This window comes from Ensifer sp. 1H6, assembly GCF_001976035.1.
Classification (GTDB): Bacteria; Pseudomonadota; Alphaproteobacteria; order Rhizobiales; family Rhizobiaceae; genus Ensifer; species Ensifer canadensis.
The window spans coordinates 1-26,107 of sequence record NZ_MOAI01000012.1 but is presented as its reverse complement, the minus strand read 5'-3'; the positions used below and the strand labels follow the sequence as shown (position 1 = coordinate 26,107).

At 61.9% G+C, this 26,107-nt stretch carries 23 protein-coding genes and 4 pseudogenes; 8 read left to right on the top strand and 19 right to left on the bottom strand.

The window, feature by feature from the left end; genetic code table 11:
- Positions 1–196 precede the first annotated feature (196 nt).
- The 4 genes from BKP54_RS15700 (at position 197) to BKP54_RS15685 (ending at position 1,389) form a co-directional block, all read left to right on the top strand.
- Positions 197–406: a cold-shock protein gene (locus BKP54_RS15700; protein ID WP_025424998.1), complete on the top strand. Its 210-nt coding sequence runs from the start codon at positions 197–199 to the stop codon at positions 404–406.
- Positions 407–530: 124 nt separating this feature from the next.
- Positions 531–815, top strand: a complete 285-nt coding sequence (locus tag BKP54_RS15695; RefSeq protein WP_025424997.1) for a hypothetical protein — start codon at positions 531–533, stop codon at positions 813–815.
- 55 nt (positions 816–870) lie between these two features.
- Positions 871–1,107, top strand: a complete 237-nt coding sequence (gene rpsU / locus BKP54_RS15690) for a 30S ribosomal protein S21 (protein ID WP_025424996.1) — start codon at positions 871–873, stop codon at positions 1,105–1,107.
- Between the two features lie 57 nt (positions 1,108–1,164).
- On the top strand, positions 1,165–1,389 hold the full coding sequence (locus BKP54_RS15685) for a hypothetical protein (protein ID WP_025424995.1): 225 nt from the start codon (positions 1,165–1,167) through the stop codon (positions 1,387–1,389).
- A 147-nt stretch (positions 1,390–1,536) separates the two neighbouring features.
- Here the strand turns inward: BKP54_RS15685 and BKP54_RS15680 are convergent, their stop codons facing one another.
- Both BKP54_RS15680 and BKP54_RS15675 read right to left on the bottom strand, forming a co-directional pair.
- Positions 1,537–2,562: a DUF1254 domain-containing protein gene (locus BKP54_RS15680; protein WP_025424994.1), complete on the bottom strand. Its 1,026-nt coding sequence runs from the start codon at positions 2,560–2,562 to the stop codon at positions 1,537–1,539.
- A gap of 18 nt (positions 2,563–2,580) precedes the next feature.
- Positions 2,581–3,975 (bottom strand): DUF1254 domain-containing protein, encoded by a 1,395-nt coding sequence (locus tag BKP54_RS15675; protein ID WP_057210812.1) that lies wholly within the window; start codon positions 3,973–3,975, stop codon positions 2,581–2,583.
- A gap of 80 nt (positions 3,976–4,055) precedes the next feature.
- Between BKP54_RS15675 and BKP54_RS37110 the strand changes: the two genes are divergently transcribed.
- Both BKP54_RS37110 and BKP54_RS15670 read left to right on the top strand, forming a co-directional pair.
- Positions 4,056–4,190, top strand: a complete 135-nt coding sequence (locus BKP54_RS37110) for a hypothetical protein (RefSeq protein WP_255569867.1) — start codon at positions 4,056–4,058, stop codon at positions 4,188–4,190.
- 35 nt (positions 4,191–4,225) lie between these two features.
- Positions 4,226–6,441: pseudogene (locus tag BKP54_RS15670) on the top strand (adenylate/guanylate cyclase domain-containing protein).
- Between the two features lie 11 nt (positions 6,442–6,452).
- Here BKP54_RS15670 and BKP54_RS15665 read toward each other — a convergent pair.
- The 9 genes and pseudogenes from BKP54_RS15665 to BKP54_RS15625 form a co-directional block, all read right to left on the bottom strand.
- On the bottom strand, positions 6,453–6,884 hold the full coding sequence (locus tag BKP54_RS15665) for a YHS domain-containing (seleno)protein (RefSeq protein ID WP_107027573.1): 432 nt from the start codon (positions 6,882–6,884) through the stop codon (positions 6,453–6,455).
- 115 nt (positions 6,885–6,999) lie between these two features.
- Entirely contained in the window at positions 7,000–7,590 is a 591-nt protein-coding gene (locus BKP54_RS15660) for an ankyrin repeat domain-containing protein (RefSeq protein WP_025424990.1), read from the bottom strand.
- Between the two features lie 187 nt (positions 7,591–7,777).
- Positions 7,778–8,434, bottom strand: a pseudogene (locus BKP54_RS15655) (aspartate/glutamate racemase family protein).
- Positions 8,431–9,894 (bottom strand): MFS transporter, encoded by a 1,464-nt coding sequence (locus tag BKP54_RS15650; RefSeq protein WP_057210807.1) that lies wholly within the window; start codon positions 9,892–9,894, stop codon positions 8,431–8,433. Before BKP54_RS15650 ends, BKP54_RS15655 begins: the two are co-directional and overlap by 4 nt.
- 327 nt (positions 9,895–10,221) lie before the next feature.
- Positions 10,222–11,064: a MurR/RpiR family transcriptional regulator gene (locus BKP54_RS15645; RefSeq protein WP_025424989.1), complete on the bottom strand. Its 843-nt coding sequence runs from the start codon at positions 11,062–11,064 to the stop codon at positions 10,222–10,224.
- Between the two features lie 109 nt (positions 11,065–11,173).
- Entirely contained in the window at positions 11,174–12,094 is a 921-nt protein-coding gene (gene ppk2 / locus BKP54_RS15640; protein ID WP_025424988.1) for a polyphosphate kinase 2, read from the bottom strand.
- A gap of 135 nt (positions 12,095–12,229) precedes the next feature.
- Positions 12,230–13,708 carry an aldehyde dehydrogenase family protein gene (locus BKP54_RS15635; RefSeq protein WP_025424987.1) on the bottom strand — a complete coding sequence of 493 codons (1,479 nt, stop codon included), beginning with the start codon at positions 13,706–13,708 and terminating at the stop codon, positions 12,230–12,232.
- Between the two features lie 105 nt (positions 13,709–13,813).
- On the bottom strand, positions 13,814–15,019 hold the full coding sequence (locus BKP54_RS15630; protein ID WP_057226431.1) for an MFS transporter: 1,206 nt from the start codon (positions 15,017–15,019) through the stop codon (positions 13,814–13,816).
- A gap of 262 nt (positions 15,020–15,281) precedes the next feature.
- Positions 15,282–15,762 (bottom strand): annotated as a pseudogene (locus BKP54_RS15625) (DMT family transporter).
- An 89-nt stretch (positions 15,763–15,851) separates the two neighbouring features.
- On the opposite strand from BKP54_RS15625, the gene BKP54_RS15620 reads away from it, so the two are divergent.
- Complete coding sequence (locus BKP54_RS15620; protein WP_025424985.1) at positions 15,852–16,769, top strand: LysR family transcriptional regulator; 918 nt, start codon at positions 15,852–15,854, stop codon at positions 16,767–16,769.
- A 153-nt stretch (positions 16,770–16,922) separates the two neighbouring features.
- Here BKP54_RS15620 and BKP54_RS15615 read toward each other — a convergent pair.
- The 7 genes and pseudogenes from BKP54_RS15615 to BKP54_RS15585 all read right to left on the bottom strand — a co-directional run bounded on the left by BKP54_RS15615 (position 16,923) and on the right by BKP54_RS15585 (position 24,447).
- Positions 16,923–17,958 (bottom strand): annotated as a pseudogene (locus BKP54_RS15615) (Tim44 domain-containing protein).
- A 147-nt stretch (positions 17,959–18,105) separates the two neighbouring features.
- Positions 18,106–19,701: a GMC family oxidoreductase N-terminal domain-containing protein gene (locus tag BKP54_RS15610; RefSeq protein ID WP_025424983.1), complete on the bottom strand. Its 1,596-nt coding sequence runs from the start codon at positions 19,699–19,701 to the stop codon at positions 18,106–18,108.
- 161 nt (positions 19,702–19,862) lie between these two features.
- Positions 19,863–20,858, bottom strand: coding sequence for a branched-chain amino acid ABC transporter permease (locus BKP54_RS15605; RefSeq protein WP_084814565.1), 996 nt, complete (start codon positions 20,856–20,858; stop codon positions 19,863–19,865).
- On the bottom strand, positions 20,851–21,738 hold the full coding sequence (locus tag BKP54_RS15600; protein ID WP_025424981.1) for a branched-chain amino acid ABC transporter permease: 888 nt from the start codon (positions 21,736–21,738) through the stop codon (positions 20,851–20,853). Before BKP54_RS15600 ends, BKP54_RS15605 begins: the two co-directional genes overlap by 8 nt.
- A gap of 3 nt (positions 21,739–21,741) precedes the next feature.
- A complete protein-coding gene (locus tag BKP54_RS15595) occupies positions 21,742–22,443 on the bottom strand; it encodes an ABC transporter ATP-binding protein (RefSeq protein WP_025424980.1) in 702 nt (233 codons plus the stop codon).
- A 1-nt stretch (position 22,444) separates the two neighbouring features.
- On the bottom strand, positions 22,445–23,227 hold the full coding sequence (locus BKP54_RS15590; RefSeq protein ID WP_057210885.1) for an ABC transporter ATP-binding protein: 783 nt from the start codon (positions 23,225–23,227) through the stop codon (positions 22,445–22,447).
- 14 nt (positions 23,228–23,241) lie between these two features.
- A complete protein-coding gene (locus tag BKP54_RS15585; RefSeq protein ID WP_025424978.1) occupies positions 23,242–24,447 on the bottom strand; it encodes an ABC transporter substrate-binding protein in 1,206 nt (401 codons plus the stop codon).
- A gap of 236 nt (positions 24,448–24,683) precedes the next feature.
- On the opposite strand from BKP54_RS15585, the gene BKP54_RS15580 reads away from it, so the two are divergent.
- Entirely contained in the window at positions 24,684–25,628 is a 945-nt protein-coding gene (locus tag BKP54_RS15580) for a LysR family transcriptional regulator (protein WP_025424977.1), read from the top strand.
- Positions 25,629–25,852: 224 nt separating this feature from the next.
- Here BKP54_RS15580 and BKP54_RS36265 read toward each other — a convergent pair.
- Positions 25,853–26,107 (bottom strand): hypothetical protein (locus BKP54_RS36265; RefSeq protein WP_210190573.1); only part of this gene is annotated, 255 nt, incomplete at its 5' end.

Here is a 26,107-nt window from a genome sequence, read left to right as displayed (position 1 = left end):
CGGCAGTGCCGCTGCATTTCGGGCCGTATTCCAAATGAAACATTGAAAATCCCGAAAAAAGAATTATATGGGTGCAATCGAATATTGCTTGCGACCTTTGTCAAAGCGCTGAAAAGCGTTGTCAGATTTCCTCTCAACATCGACACGGCTCGGCGAATACCCGTCGAGCGAAATCAACGATTGAAAGGAGATCGTTATGAATTCAGGCACTGTAAAGTGGTTCAATGGCACCAAGGGTTTTGGCTTCATCCAGCCGGATGACGGTACGACCGACGTGTTTGTTCATGTTTCCGCTGTAGAGCGTGCAGGCATGGGCTCGCTGGCGGAAGGCCAGAAGGTCACCTACGACATCGTCCGCGACCGCAAGACCGGCAAGAACTCTGCCGACAATCTCCGGGCGGAATGAATCGTCATCTGCCTCCCCCGACCACGGATGTACTGGCTGGGGACGTTTGATTGACGGGAAGAGGTCGGGTGAAGCCCGGCCTTTTTGCGTCCGGACCCTGCACATTCCGGGGAAGGAAACTATCATGACCCGCAGAATTTGTGCCGTTGGCGACACGGTGACCGTAAGGGCCGATTTCACCAAGCTGGCACCCGCCGTCAGGACGTGCCGGATCATCGGTGTTCTGCCCGCCGACCACGGCGAGACCCAATATCGCGTCCGTTTCGACGGCGAGAACTTCGAACGTCGCATCGTTGCAAGCGACGTCGAGACCACTGAGGCGGCCTCTCCCATCGAAGAGGGACCGTCGCGCATCATTGCCAAGGGTGAACCCTGGCTGAAACCGTCGCGCATCCGGATCGGAAGATAGCTACAGCAATCTCGGTCCGCCGATGTGCGGCCCCAACCAAAGGGAAGGATACATCTTGCAGGTACTCGTCAGAGACAACAACGTCGACCAGGCACTCCGCATTCTGAAGAAGAAAATGCAGCGCGAGGGACTGTTCCGCGAATTCAAGGCGCGCAGCGCCTATGAAAAGCCGTCGGAAAAGCGCGTTCGCGAAAAGGCCGAAGCCGTTCGTCGCCAGCGCAAGCTCGCGCGCAAGAAGCTTCAGCGCGAAGGCCTGCTGCCGGCACCGAAGAAGGCTGTCCGCACCCGCTAAATCTGAGGTACCGATGCCGATTTCGGCATCGGTCCACGCCCGAGCGAGGAGGTACGCATGACGTCGACGAAGAAAGATCTTTTCAAGCCTGAGCGTTTGTCGGCAGCCGACAAGGCTGCGGCGACCGACCATACGGCCCGCGGTATCGTTGCGGCGGAAAAGCTGGCGCGCGAGAAGAAGACCGAAAAGCTCAAGGCTCAGCGGTTGTTGCAGGAGGCTGACGCCGAACCCGTGGCCCCGGCGCCCAAGCGCCAGCCGGCACGCAAGCGCACGAGCGCCTGATTGCGCTCATCGGCCGGGCGCAGCCATTGCCCGGCAATGTTCTGCCAACCAAGCCCGACATAACCTCCTTGATAGATCGTCCGCCCGCCGCGCATCCCACTCGACGCGCGGCTAGGCAATGTTTGTGCAGTTGGTTCCAACGCCGGGCTAGTTGACCGCGCTCGGCTCAGGAAACTGCCACTTTCCATCCAGTATTTCCTGCCGCGGCCGATAGAGACGCACCGCGTAGTTCCAGCCCTTGGTTGTCGGCAGGCAGTTGGCGATCTTGCCGTCGCAACCGCCGAACTGGATCGCCACCGTGCCATCATCGCCCTTCTTCGCGGTGATATCGTTGACCGTGTAGGCATCATACTTGTTCTTCTCGAAATACCCGGCAGCATTGTAGACGCTCACCGACCAGAATGCGTCGACGGGCACGTCTTTCACATCGAGCTTGTACACAGTCGCGCCGTCATTTTTGGTCGGCGTGATGTTGAGATAAACCGCATCCTTATCCGGATTCCCGCCCCAGCCCGACGCCGTGCCGATCAGATGGCGAACGGGATCGACTTGCTCCTTGGTCCCGAAGGCTTTCTTGAAGTCGGGCATCGTCGCGCCGAGCACGAGCAATGCCTCGCGCACCGTCTTCTGGCTCGCCGGATCCCAGGCGGGGACCTCGAAGCTGCCGCTCTTCGCCTGACTGGCCTTGATCGCGTCCTGCAAGGCATGGACCGCTTCGATATCCTTGGCGTCGGCCGGGTCGACGAGCGTGCGAATTGCCACGACGACATAGCGCGTGCCGACACCCTCCTTCGTCAGCGTGTGCTCTCCGGCATCGTAGACGACCTCGGGCACGTAGTGATCCTCGTTGATCACCTGCATCGACATGAAGCGCTTTCCTGCATCGGGCAGCGTGATGGTGACAGGACCGGCATCAAGGTCGAACACCGCCGAGGAATAGAGCGTGTCGCGGTTGAGGCGTATGACCGTCTGGTTGTCGATCGAGGCGGGCTCGCGGCGGTGCAGGAACTTGCCCAGCGCCCCGTCCTTGACCATGGCCGCGGCATACATGTCGCTCTCGGCGCGGATGAAATTGTCGACTCCGACGATTACAGGATCTGCGGCGGTGGCCGGCAGGATGCCGATCAAGGCAAGGGTCGCCGCGAGAGCAACAGTGGTTCGAAATGTATTCATGCTGGTCATCCTCTCTGCTCATGTCGCAGATTTCAGTGGCGGGGCTTTCCATTTGCCGTCGAGGGCATCGGGTTTTGGCCAGTAGAGGCGCATCACCACGAAGAACGGGCCCTTGGGAGCCGGTAGCCAATTGCTCTCCCGATCTGCGCCTGGGCTCTCGTTCTGGACATGAAGCGTCAGGCCGCCGTCGGCATCCTGCTTCAGGCTCGGGAGCATCGGCGAATTGATGAGATAACGGTTGAGCGGATTGGCGTAGAGCAGGCTTGCCGGCAGTTCGTAGAGCGTCAGCGACCAGAAGGCATTGACGGGGGGCAGTTGGCCGTGTTCGAAGCGCAACGCATATTTGCTCGCGCCGGAGAGCGGTTGCTTCTGATCGTCGATGAAATAGGCAGGATAGATCGCCTCTTCCTTGGAGTTGCCGTAGATGCCGAGCACAGCACCGGACATGCGCTGCATGTAGTCGTTCTTCAGGAAGGCTCGGGTTCCGAAGCAGTCGGCGCTCGAGAGCTTGCCGGTATCGATCATGGTTTCCTTGTGTTCCTTAAAGGCCGCCCAGCCGTCGGCCATGCCGTCGGTGATCGCCTTCTGGATATCCGGCGGGAAGGCCGTGAAGTCGAATGTCTTGCCAGCACCGATGTTGAGCTCGGAAAAGCGTGCCATCAGCTCCTTTTCCGAAGGATCGGTCGGGCAGAACTGCAGAATGAAGTTGAGTTCGCTGAAGACCTCGGGCGACGTCTTTTCCTCCTCCGCACTGAGCGGCGTGAAGAAGTCGACGGCGGGGGCGGGCGCAGGCGCCGGCTTTCCGAGAAATGCCGACAAGGGCTCGACCTTGTAGCCGGCCTGGATCTTCTTGACGTTCTCGATATCGCCAGGATTGAAGAGCTGCGTGCGGTAGAGCACGAAGGCAAACTCCGTTTCCGAGCGGATGACGTCCTTGATGCCGGGAGGGGTTTCGCCCTTCCAGTTCGGCCCGGCAAGCAGGTAGCTGCCGGCATCGTTGCCTGTCGCGCGGCTGCCGACATAGGCGAAGTTGAAGGTGTACTGTTCGATGAACTGAAGCGAGTAGTACCGTTCCTTCTCGATTGCCGGCACGGTGAACACCAACGGTTCGGCCCTGAGATCCGCGCCGACATAGGAGTAGGGCGTGTCTGAATTCGGCGTCTGGATCGCCTTGTCGTCCGGCGTATAGACCCGGGCATTGTTGAACAGCGTGTTCCACGGCGCCTTGAACTCCGGCCCGCCGGCGTCGACGAAATAGGAATGTTGCACGCGGTAATTGTCGACCAGCGGAAATCCGTAGATCGTTGCCTCCTTGGCGATCGCCCGCGCGTCATCAGGCGTGAGGGCCGCATCTGCGGCGAAGGACGGCAAGGCTGTCACATGGGGAAGCGCGGTAGCAAGCGCGCCGTACATCAGAATGGTCCGTCGTTTAATCATGGCAAAATCCTCCGGATGAGCGCGCAAAGCAGATAACCGAAGGACAATCCGACGGCATGCGCAAAGCCGTGCGGGGCCAGCAATGCTTCGATGGTGCGCGATGGGCGGAAAACCGCAAGTACGTAACAGTTACTACGGTGCTGGTGCCGTTCGCTGCCGACGCGATGGCGGCGCCTGACGACCTGCGGTAACATCGTCGCTGGAATCGCACGTGAAGAGACCGTCGATGGAGCGCCGCCTCGCAGCCGTCCTGATCGCCGACGTCGCCGGATACAGTCGCCTGAGCCGGCTCGACGAGGAGGGAACGCGCGCCAATTTCCAGAGCGACCTGCATGACATTCTGGAGCCGCAGTTTGCCGAACATCACGGCCGGCTGGTCAAGACCATGGGTGACGGGCTGCTGGTGGAATTCCGCAGCGTCGTCGATGCACTCCGCTGCGCGGTGGAGATCCAACAGCGCAAGGCCGAACAGGCCGACAAGGTCACAACTGACCGGCGGCTCGATTTCCGCATCGGCATCAATCTCGGCGACATCATCGTTGAAGGCGACGACATTCACGGCGATGGCGTCAACACCGCCGATCGGGTGCAGGGGCTGGCCGAGCCCGGTGGCATCGCGATATCGGGTACGGCCTACGACCAGGTTCGATTGAAGCTTAGTGTCGGCTACGCCTCGCTCGGCGAGCAGACGGTCCGGGGGATGGCCGAACCGATCCGCGTCTATCACGTGCTTCTCGACCCTGATGACGCTGGCAAGACCATCGTCAAGGATACGCAGCAGCATTTTGCGCGAAGGAGCATGCTCATTGCCGGCGCCCTCATGTTGCTCCTCGCATTTGTCGCCGCCTGGTGGCAGCCGTGGACGCTCATCCTGCCGGAGACGCCGACCGAGCGCTTTGCCTATCCCCTGCCGGACCAGCCATCCGTCGCAGTCCTGCCGTTCATCAATGTCAGCGGCGACCGGGATCATGACCATCTGGCCGAAGGGTTGACCGACGACCTGATCACCGAGCTTTCGAAGGTGTCCGGCCTGTTCGTAATCGCTCGCCATTCGGTGTTCGCGATGAAGGACAACGCTTCGAAGATCCAGGACGTGGCAGCGGAGCTTGGCGTTCACTACATTCTGGAGGGCACGTTGCAACGGGCGACCAGCGGCTGCGCATCAACGTCAAGCTGATCGATGCGATGAGCGGTCTATCGCTCTGGGCGGAGCGCTATGACCGGCAATATGCCGATCTCTTCGCGGTCCAGGACGACGTCATCGGCAAGATCATCGCGGCGCTGGAGGTCAAACTCAGCGAAGGCGAACGCGACCAGCTGGCGCGCATCCCGACCGACAATCTCGAAGCCTACGACTACTACATGCGGGCCGAGCAGCAGGGGCTCATCTATAGCGATGTCGATACCTATCGCCAGACGCTGGCCTTCTATCAGAAGGCGATCGATCTCGATCCGCGTTTCGCCGATGCCCATGCGGGGATCGCGCGGGTCGCCGTCGACGTCTGGCGCAATGACTACAATTATCTCTGGTCGGCGGCCGTTGCCCGCAAGATCGCTTATGACGCTGCCGGCCAGGCCCTGAAGCTCGACGCCAACAATGCGCGCGCGCACACAGTGCTGGCATTGCTGCAGCTCGTCGACGGTCGCGAAACGGAGGCGCGGGAATCTGCCGCCAGGGCGGTCACGGCGCAGCCGAGCGATCCAGAGGCCTTTGCCAACCTGGCGCTGATCCTGGCGCAAACCGGCGAACACGAACAGGCAATCGCCGATCTGGAACGGGCATTGAGGCTCGATCCGTCACCGTCTCCGAGTTTCCGGCTGCTGGCGGGCATCGTCTACTACACCGCACGCGACACCGACCGGGCGATCCCGCTGATCGAAGCAGCCGGCGAGGCCCTACCGAATGCGGAGGCTGCACGGGAGTATCTGGCCTCGGCCTATGCCCAGCGCGGCGATCGGGCGCGCGCGGTGGCAGAGGGCGCAAAGCTGCTTCAGCTCTTTCCCGACACCAACCTCACCTATTACAGCTACCTCTATGATTACTGGCGCGAAGAGGACCTCAATCGCCACCTCTACGGACTGCGCACTGCCGGCATTCCGGAGTGGCCCTTCGGCTTCGTCGGGGCGGCGGCGGACAGGCTCGGGCCGGCGGAACTTGGCACGCTGACCCAAGACAAGACCTGGGCCGGGCAGCACAAGAATGGCACGAGCTTCGTGCAATTCTTCGATAAGGCCGGCAACACCGCCTATCGCAGCGCCAACACAAACATCACCGGGCGCGCCGAGGTGAAGGGCAACCAGCTCTGCGAGAAATTCGACGGATATTTCCTCGACCGCATGGTCTGCGGCTATGTCTATCGCAACACGGCCAAGGGCGAGCGCGGCGCAGACTTCATCCACGTGACGCCGCAGGCGCTAAAATTCTTCTCGATCGAGCAGTGATCGCTATCCGGTCAGCGCGCCGCCTGCCAGGTCGTGCCGAGCTTTTCCGAAATGAGCGTGTTCTCCACTTCAGACCAGTGCTTCTTCGAATCGACCAGCTTGTTCGGGTTCTTCTCGAAGCCTTCTGCCGCACCCGGATCGTAGCTCAGGAACAGCTTGCCCTCGATGATGCGCCAGGCCTTCGGATCGATATTGGTGGTCACCGTGCCAAACGACACACCGTCGGCGCAGTAGCCGCCATATTGCGGGGCGTAGCGGGTGGGTTCGCGGATGAAAAGCTCACGGTTCTCGGCGCTGGCAAACTGCCAGTTCGCTCCGAGCCAGCGGTAGGAAAATTGCGGCGAGCCTTCGAGCGCCTTGCTCTCGGTGAAATAGGCGACCGGGTCGTAGCCCTTGATGGCGACATCGCCGAAGTAGCCGGTGTTGACGAGGTCTTCCGCCATTATCGGCCCGGACAGTGCCAGAAACGCCGTCGCAGCGAGGCCGACGGCGCATGCGTATCGATTGTAAAACATTCCTCTTCTCCGATTCCGGATGCGGCTGGCGCACGCTCTGGCGTCACTTCCGCTTCGTGCATTCGGTATAAAGCCAGTCGCCGACGAGGTCGGCCTTCTGGCAGGTGGCGCCCGCTTTCAGCAGAAGCTCGGCGGCGTCCCAGTGCGAGCGCCAGCCGGCCTGTGTCAGTGGCGTGTAGCCGTTGCGTTCCTTCGCCTCGACCTCGGCCTTTTGGGTAAGCAGCACAGCCACGACATCGGCGTGACCCTCCTCGGCTGCGGCATGAAGCGGCGACATCTTGTAGAAGTTCTTGGTGTCGTTGACGTCGGCGCCCTTGGCGAGCAGCAGCTTGACGGTGTCGAGATTGCCGCCATAGGCCGCGGCGTGCAGGGCGGTCAGCCCGCCCTTGTTGCGGATCTCGATGTCGCAGCCGCGATCGAGCAGCAGGGCGACGACATCCGGCCGTCCGGCAAGGGACGCGACCAGCAATGCCGGCTCGCCGGCCGTATCCGGCTCGGTGATGTCGGTACCCTGATCCAGCAACAGGGTGACGCGCTTGACGTCGCCGTCTCTTGCCGCGTCATGCAAGGGACCCGCAAAAGCCGCCGAGGTGAAAAACGCTAGCCCGGCGACCGAAGCACAAACATAGTTCATAGCGCCACCTCCGCCCCAGCTTCGGTTTTGCATGTAAGAATGTTCGAAAATATCACAGAGTCCTTGCCGTCAACAAGGTCAATCGCCCGGCAAGGAGCGGGGGGCGAGGCGTTTGCTTAGAGCACTACCAGGAAAAGCGCGAAGCGGTTTTCCAGTTCTGACGGTCGATATATCGATCTGATGCGGGTCAGGCGTTGACCCGCATCAGATCGAGCACGCGCTCCACCGCACAAGGGATGGGGGCGATGATCGGCGTGGTGAAATGCGGCTGCAACTGTTCGGCCGCCTGGCCGAGCGGGCCGCCGCCGATGATGACGGCCTCGGCGCCATCAAGCTCGATGCATTGCCGCACCGCCTCGTCGAGTGCTTCCCGCAGCAGCTTTTCGTCGCCGGCAAGCGCGAGCGGATCGCCGGGCGTACAGCGGATGCCGGTATATTGGCCGGCAAGGCCGAGGTCGCGGGCGCGGTCGTCGATGGCCTCGATCAGGTCGCGTCGTGGTTGCGACGCCGAACTTGCGGCCGCTCAGCGCGGCTTCGATCATCGATGCCTCGCAGATGCCGACGACGGGGATGTCGACACGGTCCCTGAGGGTAGCAAGGCCGGGATCGCCGAAGGCACTGACGATGATGCCGAGGCAACCGGCGCCATGGGCCGCGCCGATCTCGATGACCTCGCCGGCCGCAGCGGTCAGCTGCTGCGGCGTGACGATCATCTGCGGGTTCCGCACGCCGTGGCGACTGCCACGGCCGTGCGTCCGGTTGCAGCCCGCTCAGCGATGGCGAGCATCATGCTGCTTGTTGCCTGCGAGCTGTTCGGGTTGATCAACAGGATATGTGCGGTCACGTTCTGACTTCCATGCCGACATTGACCTGTTTGGGCTCAGCCTTGGCGAGGTCGGCGTCCGCCGGCTGGTCCAGATCTTCCATCGACATGCCATAGGTCTCGGGACCGAGCTGGATGCAGAATGCGAAGACTGCGTACATGCCGGCTGCCAGCCCGAACACCCCGACCATGCCATAGGTGTCGAACAGCATGCCGGAGATCGTTGGCACGAAGGAGCCCGCGGCCGACCCTGTCGCCAGGATAAGTGCTACGCCGAAGGCGCGAATGCGTGTCGGGAAGAGCTCCGGCGCGTAGATCCAGATCGAGGTGTTGAGCAAAAGCACGAAGAACTGGAAGATCGCTCCAAACATCAGGACGAGGTAGATGTTGGTTCCGAGATAGGCGATCGAAATGGCCGCCAGGCACGCGAAGACCGCACCGAACGTCAGCACTTTCTTGCGCGGGAAATAATAGCCGAACATCGAGGCGGCGATGGCGCCGAGCACGCTGCCGCTCTGGATGATCATGCTGTAGAGCAGGCTGCCCTGCAGGGTGTAGCCCATCGACACGAAGATGATCGGCATCAATGTGAGCACCGATAGCTGGGCGCCGTAGCTCATCAGGATGGCGATTGCGACGGGAATGGTTCTGCCGATGAACGGTGCCCGGAAAAGCTCCTTCCAGTCGCTCTTGGCAGGTGCTTCGTCCTGGAGATGATCCTTGGTCAGGTATTCCTGAACCTTCAGATTGCGGGGCCGCAGTGATCCGGAGGCCAGAATCGACAGCACCTTGTTGGCCTCGTCGATCTTTCCCTGCGAAGCAAGGAAGCGCGGTGTCTCCGGCACAAACCGGCGATAGAAGACCACGAGCAGCGCGGGCAATGCCAGCGAGGCGAAAAGCCAGCGCCAGCTGTTTTCACCGGGAAAGAGCGTGAAGATCAACAGGCCGAAGGCGGGGGCAAGGAAGTTGCCGAAGCCGCCGGCGCCAACATTGACGAGGCCGGCCGCCGTCCCGCGGAATTTCGGCGAGCAGAATTCCGACAGCATCGTCACCGCGGTCGAGATTTCGCCGCCGACGCCGAAGCCGACAATGGCGCGGGCAAAGCACAGCGCTGCGAAATTCGGCGCGAGTGCGCAGGCGGCCGAGCCGATGGTGAAGAGCAGAAGGTTGATCGTCAGCATCACGCGGCGGCCGTAGCGATCGCCGAGAATGCCCGACAGCAACCGGCCGAGAGCGGCGCTGCCGAAGGTGATGGTGTTGAGGAAGCCGATATCCGTGCCGGTCAGGCCCCAATGTTCCTTGAGGATCGGGCCGGCGACGCCGATGGTGTTCTGCTCGAAACTGTCGAACAGGCAGCCGATCAGAACCAGGGCGATGATCTGTTTGTGGGCGCCGGTGACGCCGATCTTGGTGAAGGCTGATTCCAATTGTCGAATGACCGGCGAAGACTTGCCGGACGGCACCATATTTTCCGCTGCCATGGTTTGTTCCCCTTTATGGCTTAACTGGCGTGAAAACTTAGTTTCATGATGCTATATCAAGAAATCACAGTTTCATACAAGAATCTTGCTCCGAAACGGATGAGCCGGACGTTTCGCGCCTGACGGGCGCTCTTGCCGGACAGCACAATTCACCTTCGAAACAACGCCATTGAGGAATGCAGGTTTCATGCCAGAAGGTTAGAAACTACAGTTTCTCCTTTTCAATCAAAGATATGGAGCGCCGTTGGTCGGTATCTACGACTTGAAACTGTGGTTTCTTGTGATCGAATAATGCACTGCTGTTTCAGGCAGATGCCCAAACAACGATCACAGCTCTTCGAGCGCGTCGTTTAACGCTTCGATGCCGCGCAGACGGTTGCGGCCGCTGATGCCTGCCGTTTCGATGCAACGCGTCGTCAGCAGATGGCAGAGCGCCATGACCGAGACGTGGTTGAAGAGCGGCCCGGGTGCCAGCGTCTGGCAGCGGAAATGCCACTCGGCCTGGCTGAGGAAGGGCACGCCCTCGTCGGTGATATAAAGCAGGCGGGCACCGGATTTTTCCACCTGGTTGATGAGCGCATCCATCAGGGCGATGCGGCGGCGCAGGCCGAAGACGATGACGACGTCGTCGGGCGTGAAGCTGACGAGATGTTCGCCCAGCGTCTGGCCGCCTCCGGGAATGGCCGAGATGTTCTCGATCACCTGCGTCAGCTGCCATTGCAGATAGGTGGCGAAGGAGTGGCTGGCACGAAAGCCGATGACCCAGACCTTGCGTGCCTTCAACAGCGCTGCCGACGCAGCGTTGATCTGTGTTTCCGATATCGCAAGGAAGGTCGCCTCGATATTGGCGACCCCTTGGGCCACATGGGCGGTAACGGATTGCTCGCCGGCCGTATCGGCGCTTGTCGCCAGGAAGAGCCGTGATCCCGTCTGCTTGTCGGCGCGCGCATGGCGGCGCGCCTCTTCGTAGTTTTCATAGCCGAGCCGCTGGATGAAACGCGATACGGTGGCCTTCGACACATGCGCCAGTGCCGCCAGCTCCTGGGCGGAATAGCTGGCGACCTCGCCGGGAAAGTCGCAGAGAAAGTCTCCAAGGCGTCGCTCTGCCGGATGGAGTTCCGGCAGGACCTGACGAACGCGAGTGAGGAAGGATCGCTCTTTGGGACTCATTGCCAATTCCATGAAACTGTCGTTTCACGGACTGTCCGATTTCCACGGGGTGTTTGCAAGTGCGCAGGCCCGGAAAGCCAGGCCTGCGCCATTTCGCGTTGACGTCGCCTTAGTATTTTGACGGCACGTAGAGTTCAGGCGGCAGCACCTTGCGTTCGTAGTCCGGGTTGAACACCCGCTCCGGCAGGGTGATCTCCTCGTGCGGCACATCCTCATAGGGGATCTGCTGCAGCAGGTGGTCCATACAGTTCAGCCGCGCCCGCTTCTTGTCGTTGCCTTCGACGATGTGCCACGGCGCCTCGGGGATGTTCGTTCTGGCGAAGGTCTCTTCCTTGGCCTTGGTATAGGCCTCCCAGCGCACGCGCGATTGCAGATCCATCGGTGACAGCTTCCACTGCTTCAGCGGGTCGTGGATGCGCACCAGGAAGCGCATCTGCTGCTCCTCGTCGGTGATCGAGAACCAGTATTTGACCAGCCGGATGCCGGAGCGCACCAGCATGCGCTCGAACTCCGGCACGTCGTTGAAGAACTGCTCGACCTGGTCTTCGCTGGCAAAGCCCATGACGCGCTCGACGCCGGAGCGATTGTACCAGGAGCGGTCGAACAGCACGATCTCGCCGCCGGCCGGTAGATGCGGCACGTAGCGCTGGAAATACCACTGGGTCTTTTCGCGGTCCGATGGGGCGGGCAAGGCCGCGACCCTGACGACACGCGGATTGAGCCGCTGGGTGATGCGCTTGATCACGCCGCCCTTGCCGGCGGAATCGCGCCCCTCGAAGATCACCACGACCTTTTCCTTGTGGTGCACGACCCAGTCCTGCAGCTTGATCAGCTCGGACTGCAGCGCGATCAGAGCGCGGAAATAGTCGATGCGTGGCAGCGACGGCGGGTGGCTCTTGCGGTAGATCTTGCGGATCTCTTCCGAAAGCGCCGGCTCGGAAAGCTCGAGTTCATAGTCTTCATCGAGCGTATCGGCGAGTTCCGCCTCGAGCCAATCCTGTCCTTCGAAGTCGCCAGTTGATCTGTTCATCGCATCCCTCCAGCGCGCAAATCGCGCAATGCGGCAGCCCCGCGGCATGATGCTGCCGTCATCTGGCTTATTCCATAGCCGCATGAAGGGAATTTGACGCTGTCCTTGGCGGCCGACGCCGTGCTGCGGGGCGCTCTACGCCTTGATGTACCAGCCCCACGGCTCGTCGGTATCGAAGCTGGTGATCTGCTTGGTCTCCAGATAGTTGGAAAGGCCCCAGCGACCGAGTTCGCGACCGATACCCGATTGCTTGTAGCCGCCCCAGGGCGCCTCGGGGAAGGTCGGTTGCGAGCAGTTGATCCAGATGATGCCAGCGCGTAGCGCCCGGGCGACGCGTTCGCAGCGCTCCTTGTCCTCGGACATGACCGCCGCGGCAAGGCCGAAGCGGCTGTCGTTGGCCATGCGCACCGCATCGGCCTCGTCCGCGAACGGCTTGACGCAGACGACAGGCCCGAAGATCTCCTCGCGCCAGACATAGCTGTCTTCGCTCATGTCGGTCAAAACGGTCGGCTCGATGAAGTAACCGCTGTTGAAACCGGCGGGCCTGCCGCCGCCCGCCGCGATGGTGGCGCCGTCCTGGCGGGCGCGGTCGATCGCGGTCAGGATCTTGTCATATTGTCCCTTGGAAACGATTGGCCCGAGCAATGTGCCCTCGTCGAGGCCGTTGCCGATGGTGATCTTGCCCGCCTCTTCGCAGAGCCTTTTGACGACGGTATCGTAGATCGGTTCCTCGATGAGCACGCGCGAGGTTGCCGAGCAGACCTGCCCCTGGTTCCAAAAGATGCCGAACATGATCCATTCGACGGCCTTTTCGATATCGCTGTCGGCAAAGACCACGAAGGGCGACTTGCCGCCAAGCTCGAGGCTGATGTTCTTGATGTCCTGGGCGCCGGCCATCATCACCTTTCGCCCTGTCGGTACCGAGCCGGTAAAGGCGAGTTTGTCGACCAGCGGGTGCTCGGTCAGCGGCTGGCCGGCATCCTGGCCGGTGCCGGTGACGATGTTGAGCACGCCGGGCGGAAGCTCGACCTCCTCGGCGATTGCGCCCAGTTCCAGAGCCGTCAGCGGCGTCAGCTCGGACGGTTTCAGCACCATGGTGCAGCCGGCGGCAAGCGCCGGCGCCACCTTCCAGGAAACCATCAGCAACGGATAGTTCCAGGGCGTGATCGCGCCGACGATGCCGAGCGGTTCGCGGATGGCACGGGCTCTGAACCTGGTGTCGCCGACGGCGATCGTTTCCTCCGGGTTGGCGTCGAGTTCCTCGGCAAGCCCGGCATAGTAGCGGAAGCACCCGGCGGCATCGTCGATATCCCACAGTGCTTCCGGCAGCGGCTTGCCGTTATCGGTGACTTCGAGATGCGCCAGCGCATGGCGTCTTTCCTCGATCTTCTCGGCAATCGCGCGGAGATAGACGGCCCGCTCCGTGCCGGTAAGCTTCGGCCATGGGCCGCTGTCGAAGGCGATGCGGGCAGCTTTGACGGCGCGGTCGATATCGTCGTAGGTGGCGGCCGGCACGCGGTGGATGACCTCCTCCGTTGCCGGATCGATCACGTCGAGCATACCGCCGCGGCGGGGTTTCTCCCATTTTCCGTCAATGAATAGTTTGTCTCGCATGCCCGTGCCCTCATTTCAGCCCGGGAGAGTATGACCCGCACGGTGGCGATCGCGCCAGCCGCCGGCCATACTTTTTCTGGGCCATGTCGCTTTCGGTTCAGGCCCTTACGATCTTCGGCAAGGTCTGAAGGCAAGAAACGGAAGAACGGGAAGGATAGCGCCGGCACTGGCGACGAACCAGAACTGCCGAAGCGTCATCCAGCCGCCGCTGTGCAAGGTGCCGGCGAGGACGCCCGCCACCATGAACAGATCCATCAACGGCAGGCTCAGCGCATAGAAGACGGCCTGGCGCTCAAGGTTCAGCCGCTGCTGGAGCAGCGTGAAATAGGCGGCAAAAGCCACCATCTCCGGTATGCCGCCGATGATCAGCACCACCGTCGCCAACGCATGGGTCGGGGCGAAGACCAGCGCAAGCGTCGTCACGCCTTCGAGAAGGCTTGCGACGAGATAGGCCATCAGCAGCGAGTGTGTATCGATCAGCGTTCGCGCCAGGCGGTTTGAGACCAGCGCGCCGATGACGGCACCCGTCCCTTGCGCTGCAAGCAGCACGGTCCACGTGGCGGCGCCAAGCCCGAACTGGTCGTGATTGAGCCAGAACAGGAAGGGCTGCAGCGCGCCGAGAGAAATCATGTAGCCGAGAGCAGGCAGGACGAGTACCCAAAGAACCGGGTTCTCGCGCATGGTCGCCGCGGCCTCTCGGAAAAGACCGGATCGAGCGGCTGGCTCCCGTTTGACCCGCATCTGCTCCGGTGTTGCAACGCCCCGGCAAAGGGCGAACGCGGCCACGAGGTGGCCGGCTGCAAGCGCAAGGAAGGTGAGGGCAGGGGATATAACCGTCAGCATGAGACCTGCCGTCGGCGGGCCAAAGATTTTGGCGAGACGATCGATCGTCTGAAACGTCGTGTTGGCTTCCATATTGCGGCCGGAAGGCACGGCGGCGGCGCGCAACGCCAGCAGGCCTGGAACGACAATCGTGTCTGCAAGGCCGATTGTCAGAACCACCATCTGAAGCGTGCCTGCGTGTTCGACGTCGGCAAGGGCGAAGAGGCACAATGCAGTGACGATCAGCCCCGCACCAACGGGCAGCCGAGAGCCCGCGCGGCGGATCAGGCTGGCGGCAGCCGGGGCAAACAGGATGCGCGGTGCGAGCCGCAGCGCAAGGCTGCCGACAAGGTCTGTGCCGGTGCCGAACCGTTGGGCGACGAGAAGTGGCAGTGCTGCGACCAGCATCCACGAGCAGAAGGAATAAAAGGCGAGAGCGAACCCGACGCGCCGGAAGTCGGCCGATTTCCAGGGGGATGGCGATGTCATAACGAGCCCGAATGGCAGTCGATTGCCTCGCGCTCCCGATCATCGTGGCGACCTGTCGTTGGGCCGTGCCGTCGATCTAGGAGAAGGAGATCAATCGAATCAACGAAGACCAGCCCGTGAGACACGGGCGACTTTGGGCTCGCTGCTGCAAGCCCCGCCTTGCGGGGCTCGTCACGCCATCAGGTGTGGTTCGGTCGACATGACCGTGTGTTAACATGCTTGCGGGGTCAGCGACAAGAATTGTGGTTGGAGGCGTGCATGCTCACCGGGCCTGGCTTGCCAGCGCGGGCATGGTGCTTGCAATTTGCGTGATGACCATACCGCCGATGATCAGCGCAACGCCGACGAGGCGGGCGAGGCTGACCGGCTTTTCCGGAAAGCCCATCAGGCCGAAATGATCGATGACGACAGAGACCGCCATCTGTCCGGCGATCACCGCGACAATGAAACTGGCGGCGCCGAGTTTTGGGGCGAGCAGCAGTGCGGCAGTGATGTAGATGACGGCCGCCGATCCAGATCCACCAGGGACCCTTCAGTGTCTCACCGAGCGTTGGCATCGGTACGCGAACGGCGATCATGATGGGAATGATGAGGGCGAGGCTGGCGCCGAGCGAAACGACCGTCGCCCAGAGGGGATGACCGATTAACCGGCCAAGCATGGCGTTGGCGCCGGGCTGGAACGGCACGACGGCTCCGGCGAAGACAGCGGCGAGGATGAGGAGGAGTGATCCGGCATTTGGCATGACAATATTCCGATCTGTTTGACCGCCCGATGGTTCATCATCCAAATGAAGAATGGAAATTCGCAGTTCGCACGATCTATATTCGTTGAATGAATAATCTGACTGGAATCGATCTGAACCTGCTGGTCGTGCTCGATGCGTTGCTGACTGAGCGCCATGTCTCGCGTGCGGCAGTCCGTCTGAACAAGAGCCAGCCTGCGGTCAGCCATGCGCTGGCGCGCTTGCGCGAACTCTTCGATGATCCCCTGCTGGTGCGCCACGGCGGGCGGCTGGAGCCGACCATACGGGCGCTTGAGCTCGCGCCACGGCTCGTGGAGGCCATGGGTCGCGTGCGGTCGTTGCTTGCGCCCGCAGGTTTTGATCCCGCAACGGAGCGGCATGTGTTCCGATTGGCAATGTCGGATTACGGGGCTGCCGTTCTGCTGCCGAAGCTGATGGCGACCCTGCGGGCCGAGGCACCATATATCGATCTGATCGTCAGCCAGGCGAGCCGCGAGGTCATGGCGTCGCAGGTGGTGGACGGCGAGATCGATCTGGCGCTGGGCGTGTTCCCGACGCACGGCGGAGGCATCCGATCATCGTTGCTCTTTCGGGAAAGCTTTGCCTGCCTTGCCGACGCGTCACAGCTTGGCGGATCGCTGGCCATCGATCTTGGTGACTATCTCGCCCGACCGCATGTGCTGGTGTCATTGCGTGGCGACGCCGGCAACGAGATCGATCTTGCGCTCGCGGCGACCGGCAAGACGCGCCGCATCTGTCTTGCGGTTCCGCATTGGAGCGTCGCACCGGGCTTGGTGCGCGGCACGGATCTTGTCCTGACCGTGGCGCGCCGCATCCTTCCACAGGGGGACGGTCACGGGCTGGTCGTCTTCGAGCCGCCCTTTGCCATTCCGCTGTTCGACTTCGAGCAGATCTGGCATCGTCGTCGCGACGGCGATCTGGGGCATCGCTGGTTGCGGACGCTGATCGAGCGCCTTCTCGGCGATGAGGAGCCGGTTGCGGGCTGATGCGGAGTTATCACTCGTCTGCGTCCTTGCACGAACCAGGTGGGCCTGCGCTTCACCCCGTCGCGCGCTAGAGTCGGGCGGTGTCGCAAGCGCAAAAAAAGACCCGGTCGGATGGGCCGGCCGGGTCTCAAAGGTTTTGGATTGTTGGCGCTATCAGGCGTGCCCGACGCCCTGGATCGCCGACACCTGCCATTCGCCTTCGGGCTTGCGTACGAAGGTCCAAAGCTCGACGGCTTCGGTCAGGTTGTCCGGATCGCCGCTGATCACCTTGCCGGTCGTACGGTCGCGCATGACGTCGATGCTCTCGTAGCGCATGGCGACGGTCGCGAAGTCGGTGCCGTTTTCCGACCAGGCCTCGGCGACATCGCCCTGGACGAGATGGACTTCGGTGACGTCGTTCTTGACGCCGCTGGTGGCGTTGTCGCTGAGTTCTTCGGCCAGGTAGGACATGGCTTCCGGCGTCGTCAAACGACGCAGGGTGCCGTAGTCCTCTGCCGCATAGGCTGCTTGAACGTCCTTCAGCATCTTCTCGAACTGTTCGAGATCGGACTGGCCGACACCGATTTCATCGGCCGGGCCGTCGGTGACGGGGGCTGGTGTCGGTACGACGGTCGGGCGTGCATTCGATTGGCCGCCTGCCTGGCCACCGCCGATGCTCGGGATCTTGAACGACGGTACGCCAGTCGAAGGCGAGTGGGCCGACGAACGCTCGGACGGACCGGCATAGGCCGGCTGGCGGTTGCGGCCGAAGAAGCGCATAGCGAGCATGATCACGCCACCGATCAACAGCATCTGCACGATCAGGCCGAGGAAGCCGGCAGCACCGCCGAAGCCGCCGCCCATCAGCATGCCGATCAGGCCGCCGACCATGAGGCCACCGAGGAGCGAACCACCGAAGCCGCTGAAGAAGCCGGGCCGTGCGTTGGGCGTGTTGGCGCCGGCGGGGCGCGTCTGAGCTGCCCCGGGATTGGTCGTCGTTGGGCCGGCGTCCTGGCGGCGGCGTCATCGTGCGGTCGATCGGTGCCGCGTTTGTCGGCGCGGTGCGGGTGGCTGGCGGCTGCGAAAAGGTGCGCGTGCCACGGCTGCCGAAGCCGCCGCCCGAGCGCCGGGCCTCGGCGACATCCACAACCGTGAGCGCGACAGTGAGACCGATCGCCATCATCGCCAGAGCTCGTCCAAAACGCTGCATTGCCATTCAAACCCCTTGTATTGTGCTTGGGCCCATGAGGCCTTCACGGGCTCATATAGAGGTTCCGGTCCCGGAATTTAAGGTTTTCGAGTCGCTTTTGGCCTGGTTTACCGTAATCCCGACGGTGAAATCGGCCCGGAAAAGCCCTCAGCGGTTGGCTTCCAGGATCATCGTCGCCGCTTTTTCGGCGATCATGATCGTCGGCGAATTGGTGTTGCCCGAGGTGATTGTCGGCATGATCGAGGCATCGGCAATCCGCAGGCCTTGCAGGCCACGCAGCCGCAATTCCGGGTCGACGACGCTTTCCGGATCCGCGCCCATCCGGCAGGTGCCGACCGGGTGGAAGATCGTCGTGCCGATATCGCCGGCAGCACGCCGCAGATCCTCGTCGCTCTCATAGGAAGGTCCCGGCTTGAACTCGGTCGGGTTGAAACGGGCGAAGGATGGCTGGCTGACGATGCGACGCGTCAGGCGAATGGAACGGACCGCGACATCGCGGTCGGCCTCTGCCGTCAGATAGCGCGGGCGAATGTCGGGTGCTGCGGCGAAATCGGGCCCTTTGAGATGCACCGACCCCCGGCTTTCGGGGCGAAGATTGCAGACGCTGGCGGTAATCGCCGGAAAGGGATGAACCGGCTCGCCGAACTTTTCGAGCGTCACCGGCTGGACGTGATATTGCAGGTCCGGCGTTTCCTTCTCGGGGCCGGAACGGGTGAAGATGCCGAGCTGGCTCGGTGCCATGGCCATCGGGCCTGAGCGCCTGGCGAGATATTCGAGGCCGATCGCCGCCTTGCCGAGAAACGTGCTTGCCTTCTCGTTCAGGGTCGGCACCCCGGTCACCTTGTAGGCGAGGCGCAGTTGCAGATGATCCTGCAGGTTTTCGCCGACGCCGGCCAACTCGTGCCGGACCTCGATCCCATTATCCCTCAGGACATTGCCCCGGCCAACACCGGAAAGCTCCAAGATCTGCGGCGAGCCGATGGCGCCCGCCGAAAGAACGGTTTCGCGGCGACAACGAACACGCTTGACCAAACCATCGTGCTGGAATTCGACGCCGGCGATGCGACCTTCCTCGATCACCAGCCGCCGGACATGCGCCTTGGTCAGAATGGTGAGATTGCTCCGGCCGCGTGCGGGCCGCAGAAACGCCTTTGCCGTGTTCCAGCGGATGCCGGAACGCTGGTTGACGTCGAAATAGCCGGAGCCTTCATTATTGCCGCGGTTGAAATCGGGCGTTTCCGGGATGCCGGCCTCGGTCGCTGCCTTCTGGAAAGCGTCAAGCACGGCCCAGCGAACGCGCGCCTTCTCTACCCGCCACTCGCCGCCGGCGCCATGCATTTCGTCGGCGCCGCGATAGTGGTCTTCCGATTTGCGGAAGTGCGGAAGGACGTCATCCCAGCCCCAACCGGTGCACCGGAGCTGGCGCCAGTGATCGTAGTCGCGCGCCTGGCCACGCATGTAGATCATGCCGTTGATCGACGAGCAGCCGCCGAGCACCTTGCCACGCGGGTAGCCGAGAGCACGACCGTTCAACCCTTCCTCTGCAGCTGTGGTGAAACACCAGTCGGTGCGGGGGTTGTTGATGCAATAGAGATAGCCGACCGGAATGTGGATCCAGTGATAGTTGTCGCTGCCGCCGGCCTCGAGCAGCAGGACGCGGCGATCCGGGTTTTCGGAAAGGCGGTTGGCCAGAACGCAACCGGCGCTACCCGCTCCGACGACGATATAGTCGAACGTGTCCATGGGCTCATCACTCTCTTGTCGATGCCCGGTCCGGCCGTGAGCCAATGTCTCCGACCTGTCTAGAGAGCGTTTCCGGTTAAACGGCGTCGCGGAAACGCTCTAGCTCTCTGTTTTTACGCATTTCCTGACGGAAAACCGCTTCGCACTTTTCCTGGAAATGCTCAGTGTCGATGTTCAAAGCCGAGCTTGCGGCCGAGCCTCGAATTATAGAACTCGCCGACGATACCGCGCCGGAAGAGCAGCACGCAGACCATGAAGACCAGGCCGGTAATGATGGTGACCGGGAATTCGGAGGTCGCGAGATAGTTCTGCAAGGTCACGACCAGGCCGGCGCCGAACAGCGGTCCGATCAGCGTGCCGATACCGCCGAGCAGCGTCATGAGGATGACCTCACCGGACATCTGCCAGCTGACGTCGGTCAGCGTCGCGAACTGGAAGACCAGCGCCTTCACGCCGCCGGCAAGGCCGGTGAGTGCCGCCGACATGACGAAGGCCGCAAGCTTGTAGTTGCGCACGGTGTAGCCGAGCGACACGGCGCGCGTCTCGTTCTCCCTGATCGATTTCAGGATCATGCCGAAGGGCGAGTGAATGATCCGCCAGATGATCGCCACGCCGATGATGAAGACTCCGAGCACGAAGTAATACATGTTCGCCGACTGGCTGAGATCGATGAAGCCGAAGAGATGGCCGCGCGGCACGGACTGGATGCCGTCCTCGCCCTTGGTAAACTCGGCCTGCAGGCAGAAGAAATAGAACATCTGCGCCAGCGCCAGCGTGATCATGGCGAAGTAGATGCCCTGCCTGCGGATAGCGAGGAAACCGATGATCGCGCCAAGAAACGCGGCTCCTGCGACACCGACGAGAATGCCGAGTTCCGGCGGCAGCCCCCATTCCTTCACCGCATGGGCGGTGAAATAGGCGGCGCCGCCGAAGAAGGCCGCGTGTCCGAAGGACAAGAGGCCGGTGTAACCGAGCAGCAGGTTGAAGGCGCAGGCAAAGAGCGCGAAGCACAGCAGCTTCATCAGGAATACGGGATAGAAGAACAGAGGGGCGAGCACCAGCAGCGCAAGACCCGCCGCCAGGAAGATCGTTTGTGCGACGACCGGCTTCTTTTCCCTGGGCTTATCGATATCGAGTGTCAGTGTCATATCAAACATCCCGGCCGAAGAGGCCTGCCGGCCGTATCAGGAGAACGATGGCCATGATCACGAAGATCACGATGTTGGAGGCTTCGGGGTAGAACACCTTGGTCAACCCCTCGGCAACGCCAAGCAGATAGCCGGTGATGATTGCTCCCATGATCGAGCCCATACCGCCGACCACCACCACGGCGAAGACGACGATAATGATGTTCGATCCCATCAACGGCGAGACCTGGTAGATCGGCGCCGCAAGCACCCCGGCAAGGGCGGCAAGTGCAGCCCCCAGCGCGTAGGTGAGCGTCAACAGGAACGGCACGTTGATGCCGAAGGACTGGACGAGAATAGGGTTTTCTGTCGCCGCCCGCAGATAGGAGCCGAGCTTGGTCTTTTCGATCACCAGCCAGGTGCCGATGCAGACGACGAGCGAGAAGGCGATCACCCAGCCGCGATAGACGGGCAGGAACATGAAGCCGAGATTGGTGCCGCCGGCAAGGGCTGCCGGCGTGGCATAGGGCTGGCCCGAAGCGCCATAGAGATAGCGAAAGGTGCCTTCGATCGTCAGCGCCAGGCCGAAGGTGAAGAGCAGGCCATAAAGCGGATCGAGCGTGTAGAGCCTTCTCAGCATCGTGCGCTCGATGACGGCGCCGACAAGCCCGACGGCAAGCGGTGCCACGATCAGCGCCGGCCAGTAGCCGATGCCGAAATAGGAAAGCAGCATCCAGGCGAAGAAGGCGCCGAGCATGTATTGCGCGCCGTGAGCGAAGTTGATGACGCGCAAGAGGCCGAAGATGATCGCAAGGCCGAGGCTCAGGAGTGCATAGAACGAGCCGTTGATCAGGCCGATCAGCAGTTGGCCGAGGAAGGCTTGCAGTGGAATTCCAAAGATCATGGTCATGGCTCAGACCCCCAGCACGTCATGCAGCATGCCCATGCGATCGGAGAGCTCCGAGACCGGAAACTCGCCGACCATGCGGCCATGATCCATCAGGTAGAAACGGTCGGCAACCTTGCTGGCGAAGCGGAAGTTCTGTTCGACCAGAAGAACGGTCATGCCGCGCTCCTTCAATGTCTTGAGCACGTCGCCGATGCGCTGGACGATGACCGGGGCGAGTCCCTCGGTCGGTTCGTCGAGCAGCATCATGCGCACGCCGGTTCTCAAGATCCGGGCAATCGCCAGCATCTGCTGTTCGCCGCCGGAAAGCTTGGTGCCCGGGCTGTTGCGGCGCTCGTGCAGATTGGGAAAAAGCTCGAAGATTTCGTCGACCGTCATGCCGCCCTTGGCCACGGCCGGCGGCAGCAGCAGGTTTTCATAGACCGAGAGCGTCGAGAAGATGCCGCGCTCCTCGGGGATGAAGCCGAGGCCGCGATGGGCGACCCGGTGCAGCGGAACCTTGATCAGGTCCTCGCCAGAAAAATCGATCGCGCCCTTGCGATTGCGCACGATTCCCATGATCGAGCGCAGGGTGGTGGTCTTGCCGACGCCGTTGCGCCCGAGCAGGGTGACCATCTCGCCTTCGCCGACCGTCATGTCGACGCCGTGCAGGATGTGGCTTTCGCCGTACCAGGCGTTGAGGCCGGAGACTTTCAGCAGCGGTTTCATCTCAAGCCTCCTCGGTGCCCATGTAGGCGGTGCGCACCCGCGGGTCGGCCGACACTTCTGCATAGTCGCCCTCGGCGAGGATTTCTCCCCGCTGCAGCACGGTGACGTGGTGGCAAAGGGTCGAGACGACGGAAAGATTGTGCTCGACCATCAGCACGGCGCGTTCGCGCGCCACCTCGCGGATGATCTCGGCCACCATGCCGACATCCTCGTGGCCCATGCCGGCCATCGGCTCGTCGAGCAAGAGAACCTTCGGGTCGAGCGCCAGCGTGGTGGCGATCTCCAGCACCCGCTTGCGGCCATAGGAAAGATCGGCGGCAACCGCGTTTCTTTCCTTATCGAGACCAACGGAGCGGATGAGCTGATCGGCCTTTGCCGTCAGCCCGTCGAGCGCCGACATCGGCTTCCAGAACTGGGTGGCAAGTCCGTTCGGCCGCTGCAGCGCCACCCGCACATTTTCGAGCACGCTCATATGCGGAAACACCGCCGAGATCTGGAACGAGCGCACCAGCCCCATGCGCGCCACCTTGTCCGGCGCCATGCGGGTGATGTCTTCGCCGAGCAGCGTGATCGTGCCGTCGGTCGGCTGCAGGAACTTGGTCAGAAGGTTGAAGACGGTCGTCTTGCCGGCGCCGTTCGGACCGATCAGTGCGTGGACCCGTGCATCGTGGACGTCGAGGTTGACGTTGTTGACGGCGGTGAAACCGCCGAAATCGCGACGGAGACCGCGGGCGGACAAAACCACCCGCGGCGCTCCATTCTGTTCTGGCAAGACAGCGGTCATCGCGATCCGACCGCTCACGACTTCACGAGGTCGCAGCCGCTCTTGGCCGGATCGATGAAGGCGTCGGAACCGGGGATGGTGGCGAGCACTTTGAAATAGTCCCAGGGCTCCTTGCTTTCGTCCGGCTTTTTCACTTCCAAGAGATACATGTCGTGGATCATGCGGCCGTTCTCGGCGACCTTGCCGTTTTCGGCAAAGACGTCGTTGACGGGCAGCGCACGCAGTTCCTTCGAAACGGCATCGCCGTCATCGCTGCCGGCCTTTTCGATCGCCTTCAGATAGGAAAGCACGGCGGAATAGGTGCCGGCATGGACCATGTTCGGCATCTTGCCGGTGCGCTCCATGAAGCGCTTGCCGAATTTTGCCGTTTCCTCGTTGCGGTTCCAGTAGAAGCCTTCGGTCAGCGTCAACCCCTGTGCCGCTTCAAGGCCGAGGCCATGGACTTCCGCGAGCGTGAAGAGCAAGGCCGCCAGGCGCTGGCCGCCCTGGACGATGCCGAATTCGGCGGCCTGCTTGATGGCGTTGGAGGTATCGAGGCCGGCATTGGCGAGGCCGATGACCTTGGCGCCGGAAGACTGCGCCTGCAACAGGAAGGATGAGAAGTCGGTGGTCGCCAGCGGATGGCGAACCGAGCCGACGACGGTGCCGCCGTTTTCCTTGACGTAGTTGCCGGTGTTTTCCTCGAGCGAGTAACCGAAGGCGTAGTCGGCGGTCAGGAAGAACCAGCTGTCGCCGCCCTGCTTGACCAGCGCGCCACCGGTGCCGACCGCAAGCGCATGGGTGTCATAGGCCCAGTGGAAACCATAGGGCGAGCATTGCTTGCCGGTAAGCTCTGTGGTGGCAGCGCCGGTATTGATGGTGATCTTCTTCTTTTCCTTCGACAGTGCCTGGACGGCGAGGCCGACCGAAGAACTCGTCAGCTCCATGATGCTGTCGACCTGCTCGGTGTCGTACCATTGCCGGGCGATGTTGGAGGCGATGTCGGCCTTGTTCTGGTGGTCGGCGGTAATCACTTCCACCGGCACACCCAGAACCTTGCCGCCGAAATCCTCGACCGCCATCAGCGCTGCCTCGTAGGAGGATTTGCCGCCGAAATCGGCATAGACGCCGGACTGGTCGTTCAAGATGCCGATCTTGACCTTGCCGTCGGATGCATCGGCGAGCGCCGCGGTGCTGCTGGCAAGCATCATGGCAAATGCGGTAAGCAGTTTCTTCGTCATCGTGTCCTCCTCCAAGGGTCATCAGTCCGGCACAAACCATGCGAAATCCCGCTCGGCTCCGGCAAGCGCATGGCGTTGCCGGACCATCGGTCCCGTTCTGTTCAAATTTGGCCAGACATGCTCCTCAGATGTCGGCTCCGACGATACAATCCGGAAAAATTCGCTTGGACGCAAGCGCTGCTGCCCGTAAATTGCAAACAGGGTCTGTTCATTTTCGAACAGATGGGGGCAGCGAGATGAATCCGAACTTCACCTGGGACGACCTGCAGTTCTTTCTGGCGGTCGCCCGCACCGGGCAATTGTCGACCGCGGCAAGGCGGTTGCGCACCAGCCACGCGACGGTTTCCCGTCGGATCGACCGGCTGGAATTTGCGCTCAAGGTCAAGCTGTTCGAGCGCAATCCGCGCGGCTACGTGCTGACGGCGATCGGCCAGCGGTTCGTCGAGACCGCCGAGCGCATCGAGCGCGAGACCGAGCAGCTGCAGCTCGATATCAGCGACGGCCTGACGGCGCAGCGCGGCGTCGTCAGGCTGAGCACACTCGAAGGTTTCGGTAACTTCTTCCTGTCGGACAGGCTTTCGAGCTTCGCCGCGACCTACCCCAACATTTCGCTGGAGCTGGTGGCGATCCAGCAGATCATGTCGCTGTCGCGCAAGGAGGCGGATCTGTCGGTGGCGCTGACGGCGCCAAAGGCCGGCCCTTACCATTCAGAGGTGCTGACACCCTATACGCTGCATGTCTATGGTTCCCGCAGCTATCTCGCCAGTCATCCGCCGATCAGGAGCCGCAACGATCTCGCTGCCCATCGTTTCGTGGGTTACATCGAAGACATGATCTTCGCGCCCGGGCTCGATTATCTCGGCGAGATCCAGCCGGGCCTCAGGGCGCATTTTCAGAGTTCCAGCATCCTCACGCAGCTGAAGGCCGTACGCCAAGGGCTTGGCCTCTGTGTGCTGCCGCATTTTATGGCGCGCGACGAAAAGGACATTGAGATCGTGCTGCCCGACGAGATCGAGTTGAAGCGGACCTATTGGATGATCTGCCACCGCGACTTGATTGCCGTGCCGCGGGTGAGGGCGGTGCGCGAGTTTCTGACGCAGATCGTGCGGGAGAACCGGGGGTGTTTCAGCCGCGAGCGAGTGTTGGCGGTGGTGCCAGGTGGTCTGGCGCTGCGGCCATAATCGGCTGCCGGCCAGATCCCTTCCGCGGTTCCCTGGCTCTTGGCAACGCTTTTTGACCGATTGGCCAATGATTCTGGTTTTGGTTTTGCTGGTCTGGTGATGCGGAGCGGGCTGTTGATAACTCTCGCTTCCAATTCGTTTGTATTTTCAATGTGTTGTTCGATCTTGTCGATTTTTTGCGATTGAGTGTTGACGTATGTGAGGGGTGGGGTCTATAAGCCCGATCACTGAACGAGGGCGGCGGCGCTGCTGGCGACGATGTCCTTCGTTTTAAGGTTTCCTTGATTGGCGGATGCTGATTGGTCGGGACGCGAGTTTCGGCGGGAAGTTTTGACGGTTTGACCGTCTGTTCTTTGACAGTTGAATATAGAGAAAGAGAAACGTGGGCGGCGGAGCTCGTGAGGAACCTTAACTGGTTCTTTGTGAAAGAGACTTTGGCGGTCACGTTTTATCAAGAGACTAACACCAGTCTTCTCGAT